Genomic DNA, 15,987 nt, shown 5'->3' with positions numbered 1-15,987 from the left:
AGAGCAATATTGTGGAGCTCAGGCGCTCACCGTGTGCAACACGCGGGGCGGGCGTCGCGCCACCCAGAGCCCCCGTTCCGGCCGACTCCCCCCGACGGCCGGAGCGGGTTGAGAGGCCCTGTCGACCCACCCCCCCGGTCGACAGGGCCTCGTATCTTTTCTTTTCCCGGCCCTACCGCGTCCGCTCCCGCCCTGTCGGGCCCTCGCGGCCCAGCTAGGGCACCGGGATCTCCAGGACGACCTTCGTGCCGCCCTCCGGTACCGCGACCATGTCGAAGGTGCCGCCGAGCTCGCCGGTGACCAGCGTGCGGACGATCTGCAGGCCGAGGTTGCCGCTCTGCTGCGGATCGAACCCCTCCGGCACGCCCTTGCCGTCGTCCTGCACCGTGATCAGCAGGTACTCGTCCGGCTTGGCCCCGCCGTTCCAGCTGTCGGACCAGCCCATCCCGGTCGCCGGGGCACGCCCGCGCAGGGCGCTGACCTCCAGGTTTCCCGAGGAGGAGGGACCGAAGGCGTGCTCCAGGGCGTTCTGCAGCACCTCGGTGAGGATCATCGCCAGCGGCGTGGAGATCTCCGCCGACAGAATGCCGAAGCTGCCGGTCCGCCGGGTCGCCACCCGCCCGTCCTGGGACAGCTCCACACACATCGCCAGCACCCGGTCGGCGATCTCGTCGAAGGCGACCTGCTCGTCCAGGGCCTGCGAGAGGGTCTCGTGCACGATCGCGATCGAACCGACCCGCCGCACCGCCTCGTCCAGGGCGGCCCGCCCGGCGTCGGAGTCCATCCGGCGGGACTGCAGCCGGAGCAGGGCGGCCACCGTCTGCAGGTTGTTCTTCACCCGGTGGTGGATCTCCCGGATGGTGGCGTCCTTGGTCATCAGCTCCCGGTCGCGGCGCCGCAGTTCGGTGACGTCCCGGCACAGCACCAGCGATCCGGTGAGGACGCCCTTCGGCTTGAGCGGGATGGTCCGCAGCGTCACCACGCCGCCCTGCGCCTCCACCTCGGTCTGCCGGGGAGCCCAGCCGCTGGCCATCTTCACCAGCGCCTCGTGCACCGCCCCGCGCGAGGGCGGCACCAACTCCGCCGTGGTGCGACCCAGATGGCTTCCCACCAGATCGGTGCTGAGCCCGATCCGGTGGTACGCGGAGAGTGCGTTGGGGCTGGCGTAGGTGACCACGCCGTCCACGTCCAGCCGGATCAGCCCGTCGCCGACCCGCGGCGCGGCGTCCATGTCGGCCTGCTCACCCGGGTACGGGAAGGAGCCCGCGGCGATCATCTGGGCCAGGTCGGACGCGCTCTGCAGGTAGGTGAGCTCCAGCCGGCTCGGGGTGCGGACGGTCAGCAGGTTGGTGTTCCGGGCGATCACGCCCAGCACCCGCCCCTCCCGGCGGACCGGGATCGACTCGACCCGGACCGGCACCTCCTCACGCCACTCCGGGTCCCCCTCGCGCACGATCCGGCCCTCGTCGAAGGCCGCGTCCAGCAACGGCCGGCGACCGCGCGGCACCAGGTGGCCGACCATGTCGTCGTGGTACGAGGTCGGGCCGGTGTTCGGCCGCATCTGGGCCACCGAGACGTACCGGATGCCGTCCCAGGTGGGGATCCAGAGCACCAGATCCGCGAAGGAGAGGTCGGAGAGCAGCTGCCACTCCGAGACCAGCAGGTGGAGCCACTCCACGTCGGCACCGGTGAGGGTGGTGTGGCGGCGGACGAGTTCGTTCAGCGAGGGCACACGCCGAGCCTAGTCAACCGGCCCCCGGCACGGCCTGCCGGAGTAGCCCGCAATGTTGTCCAGACCAATTTCGACACTCCCCTGGACAACCCAGATTGGTCTAGTCCACAATGAACATGCACCAAGGAGAAGCCCCCCGCGCACACTGCCCTGACCGCGCGAGGCGACTCCTCGGTCGGACACCGCCGAACGAGAGTCCCGCACAACTCTCCTTCGGCCAGGCGTCCGACGACAGCTCCGGGCTGCGGTGCCGCATGGGTTGAGGGTCCCGTGTCGGCGCCGTGGCCCGTAGTGTTTTCCGCCTCCCGACGACGGCTCCGGGCTGCGGTGCCATGGGCCCCTCCTTGCCGATGCCGGGCAAGGAGGGAGGGTTGAGGGTCCCGTGTCGGCGCCGTGGCCCGTAGTGTTTTCCGCCTCCCGACGACAGCTCCGGGCTGCGGTGCCATGGGCCCCTCCTTGCCGATGCCGGGCAAGGAGGGAGGGTTGAGGGTCCCGTGTCGGCGCCGTGGCCCGTAGTGTTTTCCGCCTCCCGACGACAGCTCCGGGCTGCGGTGCCATGGGCCCCTCCTTGCCGATGCCGGGCAAGGAGGGAGGGTTGAGGGTCCCGTGTCGGCGCCGTGGCCCGTAGTGTTTTCCGCCTCCCGACGACGGCTCCGGGCTGCGGTGCCATGGGCCCCTCCTTGCCGATGCCGGGCAAGGAGGGAGGGTTGAGGGTCCCGTGTCGGCGCCGTGGCCCGTAGTGTTTTCCGCCTCCCGACGACGGCTCCGGGCTGCGGTGCCATGGGCCCCTCCTTGCCGATGCCGGGCAAGGAGGGAGGGTTGAGGGTCCCGTGTCGGCGCCGTGGCCCGTAGTGTTTTCCGCCTCCCGACGACGGCTCCGGGCTGCGGTGCCATGGGCCCCTCCTTGCCGATGCCGGGCAAGGAGGGAGGGTTGAGGGTCCCGTGTCGGCGCCGTGGCCCGTAGTGTTTTCCGCCCGCGCCCGCGCCCCACACCCCGCCCCGCCCCGCGTCCCGAACGCCGAGAGGCCCCCGCCGTTCCCGGCGGGGGCCTCCTGGCGTGCGGCGGCAGGCGTTCGTCAGTGCGTCTCGGTGACCTTGGCGAGGGCCCGCGGTGCGTCCGGGTCCTGGCCGCGGGCGATGGTCACCTCGTAGGCGAGCAGCTGCAGCGGCAGGATCTCCAGGATCGGCTGGACCTCCTCGGGCACCCCGGCCGGCAGGGCGAACCCGGCGGAGGCCTGGTCGACCTGCTCCTGCTGACCGACCACGACCAGGTCCGCGCCGCGGCCTCGCAGGCGGTCCAGGACGGGCTGGAGCGCCTCGCCGCCCTTGCCGTCCGGCACGATCGCGATGACCGGCGAGACGTTGTCCACCATCGCCAGCGGCCCGTGCAGCAGGTCGGCGCCGGAGAACGGCGAGGCGGGGATGTAGGTGGTCTCCATCAGCTTCAGCGCCGCCTCGCGGGCGGTCGGGTAGCCGTAGCCGCGCGAGGTGATGACCAGGCGCTGGGCGAAGCGGTACCGCTCGGCCAGGGCCTTCACCTCGGCCTGGCGGCCGAGGATGCCGGCCGCGAGCTCGGGCAGCACCTTGGCGGCCGCGCCGTCGCCGCCCCGCAGGCCCTCGACCAGCAGGTACAGCGCGAGCAGCTCGGCGGTGTAGGTCTTGGTGGCCGGCAGCGCCTTCTCCGCCCCGGCGAGCACGTCGATGTGGAACTCGGAGACCTCGGCCAGCGGCGAGGCGGCGTTGTTGGTGACCGCCAGCGTGACGGCGCCGGCCTCGCGGGCGGCCTTGGTGGAGGCCACCAGGTCGGGCGAGCCGCCGGACTGGCTGACGGTGATGACCAGCACGTCCGTCAGGTCGGGCTTGGCCCCGTACGCGGTGGTGGTGGACATCGAGGTCAGGCCGGCCGGCTTGCCCAGCAGCACCTCGATCAGGTACTTCGCGTACAGCGCCGCGTTGTCGGACGTGCCGCGGGCGGTGAGAAGGACGAAGCGCGGGTTCCGGGCGGCGATCTCGGCGGCGATCTCGCGGATCTTCGGGGCGCCCTCGTCGAGGATGCGCTGCAGGACGGCCGGCTGCTCGGCCATCTCCGCCGCCATGATCTTGCCGGGGACGGAAGAGACAGTCTGCGGGTCGGACATCTGATGTGCCTCCGATGAGATGGATCTACCCCGCTGCGGGCGGCTGCCCGGCGGGGACCTCTACGGCGGCGAGTCCGCACACTCGCTGCGGGCGCCGGTGAAGCGGGCGCCCACCGACGATCCTACGGGTGCGGTGCCCGGGAGGCACACTGCGGTTCACCTCTCGGGACGCCCGCACCCGGCCGGGTCGGCTCAGGACGGGTTGTTGATCAGCTGGTCGATCTGGGCGTCGGCGGCCTTGGCCGCGTCCTCGACGGACTTCCCCTTGAGGATGTCGTTCAGCATGTTCACGAGGATGTTCTGCTTCTCGACGGCGCCCCAGCCGGGTGCCATCGGGATGAACCAGGCGTCCGGCACCGCGTTGGCGGCGGCCGCGGTCTCGGGCTTGGACCGCAGCGGGGCGAGCTGGTCGAGGTTGTTCGGCAGGGTGTCCTTGTCCACCAGGATCTGCTGGGACTTGGCGGAGGTGAACATCCGGATCCAGTCCGCCGCGAGCGCCGGCGACTGGGACTTGGAGGTCACGGCCAGGTCGGAGCCGCCGATGAAGGAGGGCAGCGGCTTGCCGTTCGGGCCGGGCATGCCGGCCAGCTTGACGGTGTCCTTGAGCTTCGGGTCGCCGGTGATCGGCGCGAGGGCCACCGAGACCTCCCAGCCGTTGCCGTAGAGCATGGCGGCCTTGCCCTTGCCCAGGACGTTCGCCTGGTTGAGCTCGTTGGCCTTCACGTCGCCGTGGTTGTACTTCTTCACCAGGTCGACGAAGTGCTGGATGCCCTGCTGGGACTTGGGGTCGCTCAGGGTGCCGTGCCAGTTGCCGGCGTTGTCGAAGCGGGCGATGGCCCCGCCGTAGGCGGTCACGTAGGACATCGCCGCGTACCAGTACGGGCCGGGCAGGTAGAGCGCGGAGAATCCCGCACTGCCCTTGTTCTTCGCCTGGATCTTGTCCAGGGCCGCGAACAGTTCGTCCTCGGTCTTCGGGACCTCCGCGCTTCCGGTGGCGTCCTGGAACAGCTGCGAGTTGTAGATCCCGACCCGGGCGCCCGCGTAGTACGGAACGCAGTAGAGCTTGTCCTGGTAGGTGCAGGTGTCGGCGAGGCCCTTGATCCAGGTGCCGTTGTTCTCGAAGGACGACCGGTCCACCGGGGCGAGGGCGCCGGTGAGGATGTATTTCATGGTCTCGGTGTTGCCGAGTTCGACCACGTCGGGGGCGTTGCCGGCCTTGATGGCGCCGTCCAGGTTGGCGATCTTGTCCGTCCAGGTCTGGTAGCTCAGCTTGAGCTCGACCTTGGGGTACTTGGCCGCGAACTCGTCGTTGACCTGCTGGACCAGTTCGGGCCAGGTGGTCTGGGCCTCGTTCATCAGCCACACCGTGACCGAGCCGGTGGCCGTTCTGGGGTCGACGGCGGCCGAGGACTTCGAGGCGGCCGGGCCGCCGGACGCGCAGCCCACGGCGGTAGCCAGCAGGGCCGTCGTGCTGAGAGCCGCCAAGAGCTGACGCTTCACGCATTCCTCCGGTTCACAGATGAGGTCTGCGCTGTGGAACAGACCGGATTTCTCGGATCCTGGCCTAGACCACTTGGTGCGTCAACGCGCGATCACACCTCAAGTGACTTCCGTTGCAGACCCGTTGTGAGATCTGAGCGGTGCGCGTCAATGAAAACGGGGGCAAAGTGATCGAGACCCCCTTAATGCCCCGTTAAGGCGCGCACCCGCCGCGAGGGCGTTCGGCCGCCGGTCGCCCCGATTTGACCCGGTTGACTGCGCTTTGCCCGGGAGGGTTGGTCCGGACCAACCCTCCCCGGCCACCGACAGTGCACGGTCGCATCAAGCGTTGGTAACGGCTTGCACAGACGCCTGGGGAACCCTTGACGCCCTTCATTGGTCCATGCCAATCTCCAGGCGTTGGTCTAAACCAATGGTCTACTCCACCGCACGGATTGCACAGCCGCTCCCGGCAGTTCGTATCCGCGCCATCCGGTGACATTCCCCCACAGGCACAACGAAGCTCAGGGCTCTGGCCCGGCAGCCCGGTGCCACTCCTTGCTCATCCCTATGGAGGATGGTTTGAACCGCAAGATCGCAGCCGTGGCCGCCATTGCCACCGTGCTCGTCGCGTCCGCTTGCTCCTCGTCCGGCTCGTCCGGCAGTGGCGACGCCAAGCAGGCCACGCTGAGCAAGGACGGCAAGGGCAAGACCGTCACCGTCTGGCTGATGGACGACGCGCAGAAGGGCTGGCCGGCGGTTGTCGACGCGGCCAAGAAGCAGTTCGAGGAGGAGACCGGCGCCACTCTGAAGATCGAGTGGCAGACCTGGACCAACTACACCACCAAGCTCGACACCGCGCTGCTCTCCGGCAACGCGCCGGACGCCCTGGAGCTCGGCAACACCCAGGCCGCCAAGTACATCGAGGCCGGCTCCTTCGTCGACCTGACCGGTGTCAAGGGCCAGTTCGACAACTCGGACAAGTGGTTGGACTCGCTGGCCGCCTCCGGCCAGAGCGCGGACGGCAGCAAGACCTTCGCCGTGCCGTACTACGCGGGTGCCCGCGTCCTGATCTACCGCAAGGACCTCTTCGCGGCGGCCGGCGTCACCAACCCGCCGACCACCCTGGACGAGCTGAAGGCCGGCCTGGCCAAGGTCAAGGCCGCCAACGCGAGCGTCCCCGGCTTCTCGGCCCTCTACATCCCCGGCCAGAACTGGTACACCGCCACCGCCTTCGGCGCCGGCTCCTACGGTGTCAAGAACGTCATCGCCAAGAAGGACGGCGACAAGTTCACCGGCACCCTGACCGACCCGAAGTTCGTCGAGGGCATCAAGACCTGGAACGACCTCCAGAAGGACTTCTCGGTCGGCGGCACCACCACCGACGAGGCCACCCAGGACGCCCTGATGGCCAAGGGCAACATCGCCGCCATCATCGGCGCCGGCTGGGAGGTCGGCTCGGTCATCGACCCGAAAACCGGTGACCCGTCCCTGGCCGACAAGCTCGCCACCATCGCCCTTCCGGGCACCGCCGCGGGCGCCCCGACCCCGGCCTTCCTCGGCGGCTCCGACCTGGCCGTCCCGGCCAAGTCGGCCAACGCCGGCCTGGGCGCCACCTTCCTGCAGATCTACACCAACACCAAGCAGCAGACCGAGCTCGCGAAGTTCGCGATCCCGAACAACAAGACCCTGGTCGCCGCCTACAAGGCCGCCAAGCCGGAGAACAAGGCCGCCGGTGACGCGGCCGAGGGCTCGACCTGGTTCATCCCGAACTCGCCGCTGTGGTCCGGCGCCGACGAGACCGCGCTGAAGAACGCCTTCGGTGCCATCGCCGCCGGCGGCGACGCGGCCGCCGAGCTGAAGAAGGCTCAGGACACCATCGTCAAGGACCTGAACGGCTGAACCGGCTGACCGCAGCGCCGTCCGGAGCCCGCCGGGGCTCCGGGGCCTGCCAGCGCTGAGCGCAGAGGGGGTGGGCAGTTCGCGACGTACGCGGACTGCCCACCCGCGCGCCAGGACCCACCAGCCAGTTCCGCGGGCCCGGGAAGGACCCTGATGAGTGTGACTACCAACGAGACCCCGACACGGTCCGAAACGGCCCCGCCCGCAGCGCCGGCGCCGGCGCAGCGCCGCGGCTTCTTCGCCGCCGGCCACTACATCCCCTACGCCCTGATCCTCCCGGCCGCCGCCGTGCTGCTGGGGATCATGGCGTACCCGCTGTTCAGACTGTTCGACCTCGCGTTCCAGAACATCAACAGGTACGCCTACATCGTCAACCCGTCGCTGGGGAAGTACATCGGGTTCGAGGGCTTCGGGAAGATCCTGGGCGACGGCCAGTTCTGGGACGTCGTGCTGCGCTCCCTCTACTTCACGGCGGAGCTGGTCATCCTGTCGATGGTGCTGGGCATGCTCTTCGCCCTGCTCCTGAACCGGGTCTCGAACTGGGTCAAGGTCACCGTCATCACCGTGATGATGTTCGTCTGGGCCATTCCGGCGCTGGTCAGCGGCACCGTCTTCCGCTGGCTGTTCGCCAGCAACGGCGGTGTGGTCGACTACGTCGGCTTCCTGCTCACCGGTGACGAGTCGGTCAAGCACTACGACTGGTTCGGCGACCCGACCGTCGGCCTCTACGTGGTCTGCGCCGCGGTCATCATCTGGGGCGCGCTGCCCTTCCTGGTCCTGGGCCTCAACGCCGCGCTGACCCAGGTGCCCAAGGAGCTGATGGAGGCCGCCAAGCTGGACGGCGCCGGCCCCCTGCAGTCCTTCCGCCACGTGGTGATCCCGGTCATCAGGCCGTTCCTGCTGGTGACCACCGCGCTCAGCTTCATCTGGGACTTCCAGGTGTTCGCGCAGATCTTCTCGATCCGCAACACCTCGCCCGAGGACGGCTACTGGACCATCGGGATCTACCTCTACGAGAAGGGCATCGTCGCCTCGAAGTACAGCGACAGCTCGGTGATCTCGATCGCCATGATCCTTCTCATGCTGGCGGTGCTGGTCTTCTACATCCGCCAGATGCTCAAGATCGGAGCCAACGAGCGATGACCACCGTTGACGTGCAGACGGACCGCCCGGCCGAGCGGGCCGCCGCCACCCCCAAGGTGAGGACCAAGGTCCGCACCACCGGTGAGAGCCGGGGCATGACCTGGGTCTGGAACACCATCGGTCTCGGTTTCGCCGCCGCGATGGGCTTCCCGATCTACTGGATGATCATCACCACGTTCAAGACGAACAAGGACCTGATCTCCAAGGACCCGACCTTCTGGCCCAGTTCGTTCTCGTTCGACAGCTACTCGACGATCTTCGACGACAAGGCCTTCCTGCCGGCCCTGCAGAACACCGCCGTCATCACCGTCGGCTCGGTAGTGCTCGGCCTGGTGATCGGCTTCCTGGCCGCCGTCGCGGTGGCCCGGTTCGACTTCCGCGGCCGCAACTTCTTCATCGTCACGATGCTCGTGGTCCAGATGGTGCCGCTGCTGGCGATCCTCATCCCGCTGTACGTGGTGATGAACGAGGCCGGCCTGACCAGCTCGCTCTTCGGGGTGGTCCTCGCCTACCTGGTCTTCACCGTCCCCTACGTGGTGTGGACCCTGCGCTCGTTCATCGTGAACATCCCGGCCGAGCTGGACGAGGCCGCCATGGTCGACGGCTGCACCAAGTGGGGCGCCTTCTTCCGGGTGATCCTGCCGCTCACCCTGCCCGGTCTGATCACCACCGGCGTGTACAGCTGGATCCAGGCCTGGAACGAGTTCATCGTCGTCAACACCATGCTCAGCAGCGGCGGCAAGCAGACCTCGATGGCCTGGCTGACGTTCTACGCCACCACCCCCACCCGTGGCGCGGACTACGGCGCCCAGATGGCCGGCGCCCTGCTGGTCTCGCTGCCCGTGATCCTCATGTTCGTGATCTTCCAGAAGAAGGTGTCGGCGGGCCTCACCGCCGGTGCGGTCAAGGGCTAGCCCCTTCCTCACCCCACCGCACCTCCAGCACCTCATCCCCCAGGGAAGGAACCATGGCGACTCCTGGTACGGAAAGCGTCGAACTCCTGACGGACGCCGGAGCGGTCCTCCAGCCCGGATTCGCCGGCCTGACCGCGCCCGACTGGCTGCGCCGGAGACTGGGCTCGGGTGAGCTGGGCGGTGTGGCACTGTTCGGCCGCAACATCCGTACCCCCCAGCAGGTGGCGCAGCTGACCGGGGAGCTGTACGCGCTCAACCCGGACCTGCTGATCGCCACCGACGAGGAGGGCGGCGACGTCACCCGCCTGGAGGTGACCGCCGGCTCCTCCTACCCGGGCAACCTCGCGCTCGGGCGGGTCGACGACGTCGACCTGACCGAGCGGGTGGCCCGCTCGATCGGCTTCGACCTCGCCACGGTCGGCGTCAACCTGAACTACGCGCCCAGCGCCGACGTCAACTCCAACCCGCACAACCCGGTCATCGGGGTGCGCTCGTTCGGGGACGACGGCGACCTCGCCGCCCGGCACACCGCCGCCTACGTCCGCGGCCTGCAGTCGGCCGGCGTGGCCGCCTGCGCCAAGCACTTCCCCGGCCACGGTGACACCACCGGCGACTCCCACCTCGGGCTGCCCCGGATCGACCTGAGCCAGGAGCAGTTCCAGGAGCACCTGCTGCCCTTCCGGGCCGCCATCGCGGCCGGCGTGAAGAGCATCATGACCGCCCACATCCTCTTCCCCGCCTACGACGAGCGGCTGCCCGCCACGATGTCCTCGGCGATCCTGACCGGCCTGCTCCGCGAGGAGCTCGGCTTCGACGGGCTGATCGTCACCGACGGCATCGAGATGGGCGCCATCTCCGGCACCCACGGCGTCGCGGCGGGGGCCGTCCAGGCCGTCGCGGCCGGCGCGGACACCATCTGCGTCGGCGGCGGGCTGCAGGACGAGGCCGCCTTCCTGTACCTGCGCGACGCGCTGGTCTGGGCGGTCCGCGAGGGCCGGCTCTCCGCCGAGCGCCTGCACCTGGCCGCCGAGCGCAACCGCGCGGTCGCCCGCTGGTCGGCCGCCGTGCGGCAGTCCCAGGTGGGCACGCACGGCGAGGTCGGGATCGGCCTCGCGGCGGCCCGCCGGGCCCTGCGGGTGCACGGCGGGCTCCGCCCGGTCGAGGGCGTGCCGCACGTGGTCGAGTTCTCCCCCGGGGCCAACATCGCGGTCGGCGAGGAGACGCCCTGGGGTGTGGCAGGCCCGCTCACCGAGCTGATCCCCGGCACCACCCGGGCCCGGGTGAACGCCCCGGCGACCCGGATGGAGGGCTCCGGCCTGCTGCACGTCCCGGTGGCAGCGGAGGGCGCGGAGGTCGACGTCGCCCCGTTGCTGGGTGCCGCGATCGGCCGCCGGCTGGTGCTGGTGGTCCGCGACGTGCACCGGCACCCGTGGATGCTGCGCGCCGCCCTCGCCCTGGTCGAGGCCCGTCCGGACGCGGTGGTGGTGGAGATCGGCACCGCGCACGGCGTCGGAGAGATCTTCGGTGCCCGGGGTGTGCCGGTGCTGGCCACGCACGGTGGTTCGCGGGTCTGCGGCATCGCCGCGGCCGAGGCGCTGGCCGGTCTGGGCGTCAGCACCGCCCAGCCGGGCTGACCGCCGGACGGCCCCCTGACGGCGGGTTCCGGCGATCCGCCGGGGCCGGCCGCGGGGGTCGCCCGATTCTGGTTGCGGAAGGGAACTCACACCGACCGGCCCCAGCGTGCAACCATGTGCTGATACATCGATGGAGGAGCCGGTGACGGCTGCACTGCGAGGAGTGAGAGCGGCCATGAGCGGCGACAGGGACACGTCGGACCTCCCCGGAGGAACCACGGTGCCGGCACAGTCCGGACCTGCCACCGACACGGCGGCCCGCGTCCCCAAGTATTACGGCCTCAAGCGCCATCTGCTGCAGCTGACGGAGGTCCAGCCGGCCGGTACGCCGGTCCCGCCGGAGCGCGCGCTGGCGGCGCAGTTCGACACCTCGCGGACCACCGTCCGGCAGGCCCTGCAGGAGCTGGTCGTCGAGGGCCGGCTGGAGCGGATCCAGGGCAAGGGCACCTTCGTCGCCAAGCCGAAGGTCGCCCAGGCCCTCCAGCTGACCTCGTACACCGAGGACATGCGCGCCCAGGGCCTGGAGCCGACCTCCCGGCTGATCGAGATCGGCTACATCACCGCCGACGAGCGGCTGGCCCCGCTGCTGGACATCAAGCCCGGCGGGCGGGTGCTGCGGATCGAGCGGCTGCGCCTCGCCAACGGCGACCCGATGGCCATCGAGGTGGCCCACCTGTCCGCCAAGCGCTTCCCCGCCCTGCGCCGCAACCTGGCCAAGCACAACTCGCTGTACACCGCGCTGCGCGAGGTCTACGGGGTGACGGTGGCCGAGGCCGAGGAGACCATCGAGACCACCCTGGCCGACCCGCGGGAGGCCGGTCTGCTCGGCTCCGACCTCGGGCTGCCGATGCTCCAGCTCTCCCGGCACTCCTTCGACACCGAGGGCCAGCCGGTGGAGTGGGTCCGCTCGATCTACCGCGGCGACCGGTACAAGTTCATCACCCGGCTCAAGCGGCCGGAGTGACCGGAACGCACCCATTCGACCGATCTGTCCGTCCGGCTTGCGAGAAGTTCTGTCGCGGCCAGTGACACAGGTCACGGCGTGCCCTAAATTTCGCTCCCGTACTGACTACTGGTCACCAGAGGTGCTGCTCGGCGGGCGGACAGTGATGTGCGCTGCGGCGCCGACGAGGTGAACCCTCTTCAGCCGGAGCCGCAACATGTCCTCAGAAGTCCCAGCCCTGCCGGTGGTCACACCGGCCCGGGTGCTCGCCGGGCTGTGCCTGGCCGTGCCCGTCGTCTCGATGCTCTGGGTCGCCTCGTACACCAAGTCGGGGCCGGAGGTCGGCGGGGTGCCCTTCTTCTACTGGTACCAGTTGATGTGGGTGCCGGTGTCCGCGGTCTTCACCGTCGGGGCCTACCTGCTGATCAACCGCGACGAGAAGGCCCGCAAGGCCGCCGCGGGCGGTGAGGTCTGATGCACACGGGCGTCAACGTCACCGCGCTCACCGTCTTCCTGCTGTTCTTCGTGCTGGTCACGGTGGTGGGCTTTCTGGCCTCCCGCTGGCGCCGGCCGCAGGACGCGCTGCACCTGCACGAGTGGGGCCTCGGCGGCCGCAGCTTCGGCACCTGGGTCACCTGGTTCCTGCTCGGCGGCGACCTGTACACGGCCTACACCTTCGTCGCGGTGCCCGCGGCGATCTACGGCACCGGCGCGGCCGGCTTCTTCGCCGTGCCGTACACGATCATCGCGTACCCGCTGGTCTTCCTCTTCCTGCCCCGTCTGTGGTCGGTGTCGCGGGTGCACGGGTACGTCACCCCGGCGGACTTCGTGCGCGGCCGGTACGGCTCCAGGGGCCTGTCGCTGGCCGTGGCGCTGACCGGCATCCTCGCCACCATGCCGTACATCGCGCTCCAGCTGGTCGGCATCCAGGCGGTGCTGGACGTGCTCGGCGTCGGCGGCTCCGGGAACTGGTTCATGAAGGACCTGCCGCTGTTCCTGGCCTTCGCGGTGCTGGCCGCCTACACCTACTCCTCGGGCCTGCGGGCGCCGGCGCTGATCGCCTTCGTCAAGGACACCCTGGTCTACATCGTGATCATCGTCGCGGTGATCTACATCCCGATGCGGCTCGGCGGCTACGGCCACATCTTCGACGCGGCCGCGCAGAAGTTCTCCACGGTCAACCCCGCCACCGGCAAGCCGAGCGGCTCGCTGGTGCTCGGCCCGAACGCGCACTGGACCTACGCCACGCTCGCCTTCGGCTCGGCTCTGGCGCTCTTCATGTACCCGCACTCGGTGACCGGCGTGCTGGCCTCCAAGTCCCGCAACACGGTCCGCCGGAACATGGCGATCATGCCGGCCTACTCGCTGATGCTGGGCCTGCTCGCCCTGCTCGGCTTCATGGCCATCGCGGCCGGTGTCGGCAAGGGCGTGAAGGGCTTCAACGCCCAGCTGTCGGTGCCGCAGCTGTTCGAGAACATGTTCCCGGACTGGTTCACCGGCGCGGCCTTCGCGGCCATCGGCATCGGTGCCCTGGTCCCCGCAGCGATCATGTCGATCGCCGCCGCCAACCTCTTCACCCGCAACATCTACAAGGAGTTCATCCGCCCGGAGGCCACCCCGGCCGACGAGACCCGGGTCGCCAAGATCGCCTCGCTGCTGGTCAAGGTCGGCGCCCTGGCCTTCGTGCTCACCATGGACAAGCAGTTCGCGATCAACCTGCAGCTGCTCGGCGGCCTGTGGATCCTGCAGACCTTCGTCTCGATCGTCGGCGGCCTGTTCACCCGCTGGTTCCACCGCTGGGCACTGCTGGCCGGCTGGCTGGCCGGCATGGCCTACGGCACCTGGAAGGCCTACGGCGTCTCCTCGCCCGCCACCAAGCACTTCGGCGGCAGCTCGGCCGAGATCCCGTTCATCGGCGAGATCGGCTACATCGGCCTCACCGCGTTCGTGCTGAACCTGGTGGTGGCCGTGGCGCTGACGGTGGTCCTGCGGGCCGCCAAGGCGCCGGAGGGCGTGGACAGCACCTCGCCCGCCGACTACGGCGCCGACGCCGGCGAGCCGGCCGTCGAGAACGCACCCCAGCCGGCAGCGGCGCACTGAGTCATCGGGGGCGCGCGAAAGTCCGGCGTGCGCCCTGTGATCGCGCCGTCGCTTCCGTCAACACTTGAGGCGACGGCGCGATCATATCGGGCGATGATCTATGTGGCGGGCCGTTCGTCCCAGGCAGAGACGAGGGAGACGGGGAGACACTGCCATGACAGAGATCAGCACCATCCTGAACGGGCACCGGGGACGCAGCGAGGACAGCCGGCTGCCCTCCCTCCTGATCGCCACCCGGCACGGTGAGTCGACCGCGAACGTGGAGTTCCGCCACGCCGACGCCTCCGGGGCGCTGACCGTCCCGATCACCAGCCGGGACGCCGACATCCCGCTCTCCATGCGCGGCCAGGCCCAGGCCCAGGCGCTCGGCCGCTGGTGGGCCGCCCTGCCCGCCGCCGACCGCCCGCGCAGTGTCTGGTCCTCTCCGTACCTGCGCACCACCGAGACCACCCGGATCGCGCTCGCCCAGGCCTCCGGCCTCGGCGCGGTCCCGGTCAACCTGCCGATCCGCTACGACGAACGGCTGCGGGACAGAGAGCTGGGCATCCTGGAGATGCTCACCAAGGCGGCCATCGAGAAGGAGCACCCGGCCGAGGCGGTCCGCCGCCGCCGGATGGGCGAGCTGCACTACCGGCCGCCGGGCGGCGAGTCCTGGCTGGACGTCGCTCTGCGGATGCGCAGCCTGCTGCGCGACCTGGCCGAGGAGGAGGACGGCCGGCCGGTGCTGGTGGTCGCCCACGACTGTACCGTCCTGATGCTCCGTTACATCCTGGACCGGCTCACCGAGCCGCAGCTGCTCGCCCTCGAACCGGTGCGCAACTGCTCCGCCAGCCTCTGGCGGGCCGACCGGGGCCGGCTGGCCCCCGAGGGCTGGAACGCCACCGAGCACCTGGGCTGACCGGCCCCAAGGCCGCCGTCACACCCGGGCCGCCGGGCCGTTCGGGCCGCTGCCCGCGAACGCCCTGCGGTACGCCTGCGGGGTGGTGCCCAGCCTGCGGCCGAAGTGGTGCCTCAGCGTGGCGGCGTTGCCGAAGCCGCAGCGGGCCGCCACGGCGTCGACCGGCTCCTCGGTGCCCTCCAGCAGCCGCTGGGCCAGCAGCAGCCGCTGACCGGTCAGCCAGCGGTGCGGCGTGGTGCCGGTCTCCTGGTGGAAGCGGCGGGCGAAGGTCCGCGGCGACATGTGGGCCCGGGCCGCCAGTTCGTCGACGGTGTTCTCCCGGTCCAGGTGGCGGCGCATCCAGTCGAGCACCCCGCCCAGCGAGTCGCCGTCCTCGACGGGCAGCGGGCGGGCGATGAACTGCGCCTGGCCGCCCTCGCGGTGCGGGGCGACCACCATCCGGCGGGCGATCCCCCGGGCCACCTCGGCGCCCTGCAGCTTGCGGACCAGGTGCAGACAGGCGTCGATGCCCGAGGCGGTGCCGGCCGCGGTGATCACCGGGTCCTCGTCGACGTACAGCACGTCCGGCTCGACCCGGGTGAGCGGGAACCGTGCGGCGAGCCGGTCGGAGTGGCGCCAGTGGGTGGTGCAGCGGCGGCCGTCGAGCAGGCCGGCCGCGCCGAGCAGGAAGGTGCCGCTGCAGATCGACAGGACCCGGGTGCCACGCTCCACCGCGGCCCGCAGCGCCTCGATCAGCTCGGCCGGGAACTCCTCCTGGACGCCGGTCGCGGCGGTGATCACCAGGTCCGCCTCGGCGATCCGCTCCACTCCGTGCGGCACCTCCACCCGGAAGCCCGCGTGGGTGCGCAGCAGGCCGGGGCGGGCCGAGGCGAGCGCGAAGTCGTAGACCGGCAGGCCGTCGTCGGCCCGGTCCAGCCCGAAGATCTCGCAGGCCACGCCCAGTTCGAAGGGGTGGATCTCCTCCAGCACCACGGCCACCACGTTCGTCAGCATGGCTCCAGGATGACGGTGGCAGCATTTCGATGCAAGCAGGCATTTCTGCCACTCGTCCGGCACCGGCCCAGCGGCCAGGCTGAAGGCATGACCTCTTCGATCCTTGCGAAC

12 protein-coding genes are annotated in these 15,987 nt (G+C 70.2%); 8 read left to right on the top strand and 4 right to left on the bottom strand.

All coding sequences use genetic code 11. From position 1 onward, the window contains the following. Positions 1 to 214 precede the first annotated feature (214 nt). From OG871_RS23755 to OG871_RS23745, 3 genes are all read right to left on the bottom strand, one after another. Positions 215 to 1,732 (bottom strand): PAS domain-containing sensor histidine kinase, encoded by a 1,518-nt coding sequence (locus OG871_RS23755; protein WP_371499045.1) that lies wholly within the window; start codon positions 1,730 to 1,732, stop codon positions 215 to 217. A 1,076-nt stretch (positions 1,733 to 2,808) separates the two neighbouring features. Further along, positions 2,809 to 3,870: an SIS domain-containing protein gene (locus OG871_RS23750; protein WP_371499043.1), complete on the bottom strand. Its 1,062-nt coding sequence runs from the start codon at positions 3,868 to 3,870 to the stop codon at positions 2,809 to 2,811. 192 nt (positions 3,871 to 4,062) lie between these two features. Further along, a complete protein-coding gene (locus tag OG871_RS23745; protein ID WP_371499041.1) occupies positions 4,063 to 5,370 on the bottom strand; it encodes an extracellular solute-binding protein in 1,308 nt (435 codons plus the stop codon). Positions 5,371 to 5,931: 561 nt separating this feature from the next. Here OG871_RS23745 and OG871_RS23740 point away from each other — a divergent pair. From OG871_RS23740 to OG871_RS23705, 8 genes are all read left to right on the top strand, one after another. Further along, the gene (locus OG871_RS23740; RefSeq protein ID WP_371499039.1) at positions 5,932 to 7,251 is read left to right on the top strand and encodes an extracellular solute-binding protein; all 1,320 of its coding nucleotides are present in this window, start codon (positions 5,932 to 5,934) and stop codon (positions 7,249 to 7,251) included. Between the two features lie 153 nt (positions 7,252 to 7,404). Next, positions 7,405 to 8,394: a carbohydrate ABC transporter permease gene (locus OG871_RS23735; RefSeq protein WP_371499037.1), complete on the top strand. Its 990-nt coding sequence runs from the start codon at positions 7,405 to 7,407 to the stop codon at positions 8,392 to 8,394. Beyond that, positions 8,391 to 9,308 (top strand): carbohydrate ABC transporter permease, encoded by a 918-nt coding sequence (locus tag OG871_RS23730; protein WP_371499035.1) that lies wholly within the window; start codon positions 8,391 to 8,393, stop codon positions 9,306 to 9,308. Before OG871_RS23735 ends, OG871_RS23730 begins: the two co-directional genes overlap by 4 nt. A gap of 53 nt (positions 9,309 to 9,361) precedes the next feature. Next, positions 9,362 to 10,942: a glycoside hydrolase family 3 protein gene (locus OG871_RS23725; protein WP_371499033.1), complete on the top strand. Its 1,581-nt coding sequence runs from the start codon at positions 9,362 to 9,364 to the stop codon at positions 10,940 to 10,942. 175 nt (positions 10,943 to 11,117) lie between these two features. Beyond that, complete coding sequence (locus tag OG871_RS23720; protein ID WP_371499031.1) at positions 11,118 to 11,906, top strand: GntR family transcriptional regulator; 789 nt, start codon at positions 11,118 to 11,120, stop codon at positions 11,904 to 11,906. A 196-nt stretch (positions 11,907 to 12,102) separates the two neighbouring features. After that, on the top strand, positions 12,103 to 12,360 hold the full coding sequence (locus tag OG871_RS23715; protein ID WP_371499029.1) for a DUF3311 domain-containing protein: 258 nt from the start codon (positions 12,103 to 12,105) through the stop codon (positions 12,358 to 12,360). Further along, positions 12,360 to 13,985 carry a monocarboxylate uptake permease MctP gene (gene mctP, locus OG871_RS23710; RefSeq protein ID WP_371499027.1) on the top strand — a complete coding sequence of 542 codons (1,626 nt, stop codon included), beginning with the start codon at positions 12,360 to 12,362 and terminating at the stop codon, positions 13,983 to 13,985. The genes OG871_RS23715 and mctP overlap by 1 nt, the downstream gene beginning before the upstream one ends. 154 nt (positions 13,986 to 14,139) lie before the next feature. Next, complete coding sequence (locus OG871_RS23705; protein WP_371499025.1) at positions 14,140 to 14,883, top strand: histidine phosphatase family protein; 744 nt, start codon at positions 14,140 to 14,142, stop codon at positions 14,881 to 14,883. An 18-nt stretch (positions 14,884 to 14,901) separates the two neighbouring features. Here the strand turns inward: OG871_RS23705 and OG871_RS23700 are convergent, their stop codons facing one another. Then, positions 14,902 to 15,876 (bottom strand): helix-turn-helix domain-containing protein, encoded by a 975-nt coding sequence (locus OG871_RS23700; RefSeq protein ID WP_371499023.1) that lies wholly within the window; start codon positions 15,874 to 15,876, stop codon positions 14,902 to 14,904. Between the last annotated feature and the right edge of the window lie 111 nt (positions 15,877 to 15,987).

The sequence above is a fragment of the Kitasatospora sp. NBC_00374 genome (assembly GCF_041434935.1).
In the GTDB taxonomy this organism is placed as follows: Bacteria; Actinomycetota; Actinomycetes; order Streptomycetales; family Streptomycetaceae; genus Kitasatospora.
This window is presented reverse-complemented; position numbering and strand designations above follow the sequence as displayed.

What these genes read in the sequence shown, in the direction of transcription:
- OG871_RS23750 (WP_371499043.1), bottom strand. Translation starts at nt 3,870, where the DNA reads ATGTCCGACCCGCAGACTGTCTCTTCCGTCCCCGGCAAGATCATGGCG.
- OG871_RS23735 (WP_371499037.1), top strand. Translation starts at nt 7,405, where the DNA reads ATGAGTGTGACTACCAACGAGACCCCGACACGGTCCGAAACGGCCCCG.
- OG871_RS23730 (WP_371499035.1), top strand. Translation starts at nt 8,391, where the DNA reads ATGACCACCGTTGACGTGCAGACGGACCGCCCGGCCGAGCGGGCCGCC.
- OG871_RS23725 (WP_371499033.1), top strand. Translation starts at nt 9,362, where the DNA reads ATGGCGACTCCTGGTACGGAAAGCGTCGAACTCCTGACGGACGCCGGA.
- OG871_RS23720 (WP_371499031.1), top strand. Translation starts at nt 11,118, where the DNA reads ATGAGCGGCGACAGGGACACGTCGGACCTCCCCGGAGGAACCACGGTG.
- OG871_RS23715 (WP_371499029.1), top strand. Translation starts at nt 12,103, where the DNA reads ATGTCCTCAGAAGTCCCAGCCCTGCCGGTGGTCACACCGGCCCGGGTG.
- mctP (WP_371499027.1), top strand. Translation starts at nt 12,360, where the DNA reads ATGCACACGGGCGTCAACGTCACCGCGCTCACCGTCTTCCTGCTGTTC.
- OG871_RS23705 (WP_371499025.1), top strand. Translation starts at nt 14,140, where the DNA reads ATGACAGAGATCAGCACCATCCTGAACGGGCACCGGGGACGCAGCGAG.
- OG871_RS23700 (WP_371499023.1), bottom strand. Translation starts at nt 15,876, where the DNA reads ATGCTGACGAACGTGGTGGCCGTGGTGCTGGAGGAGATCCACCCCTTC.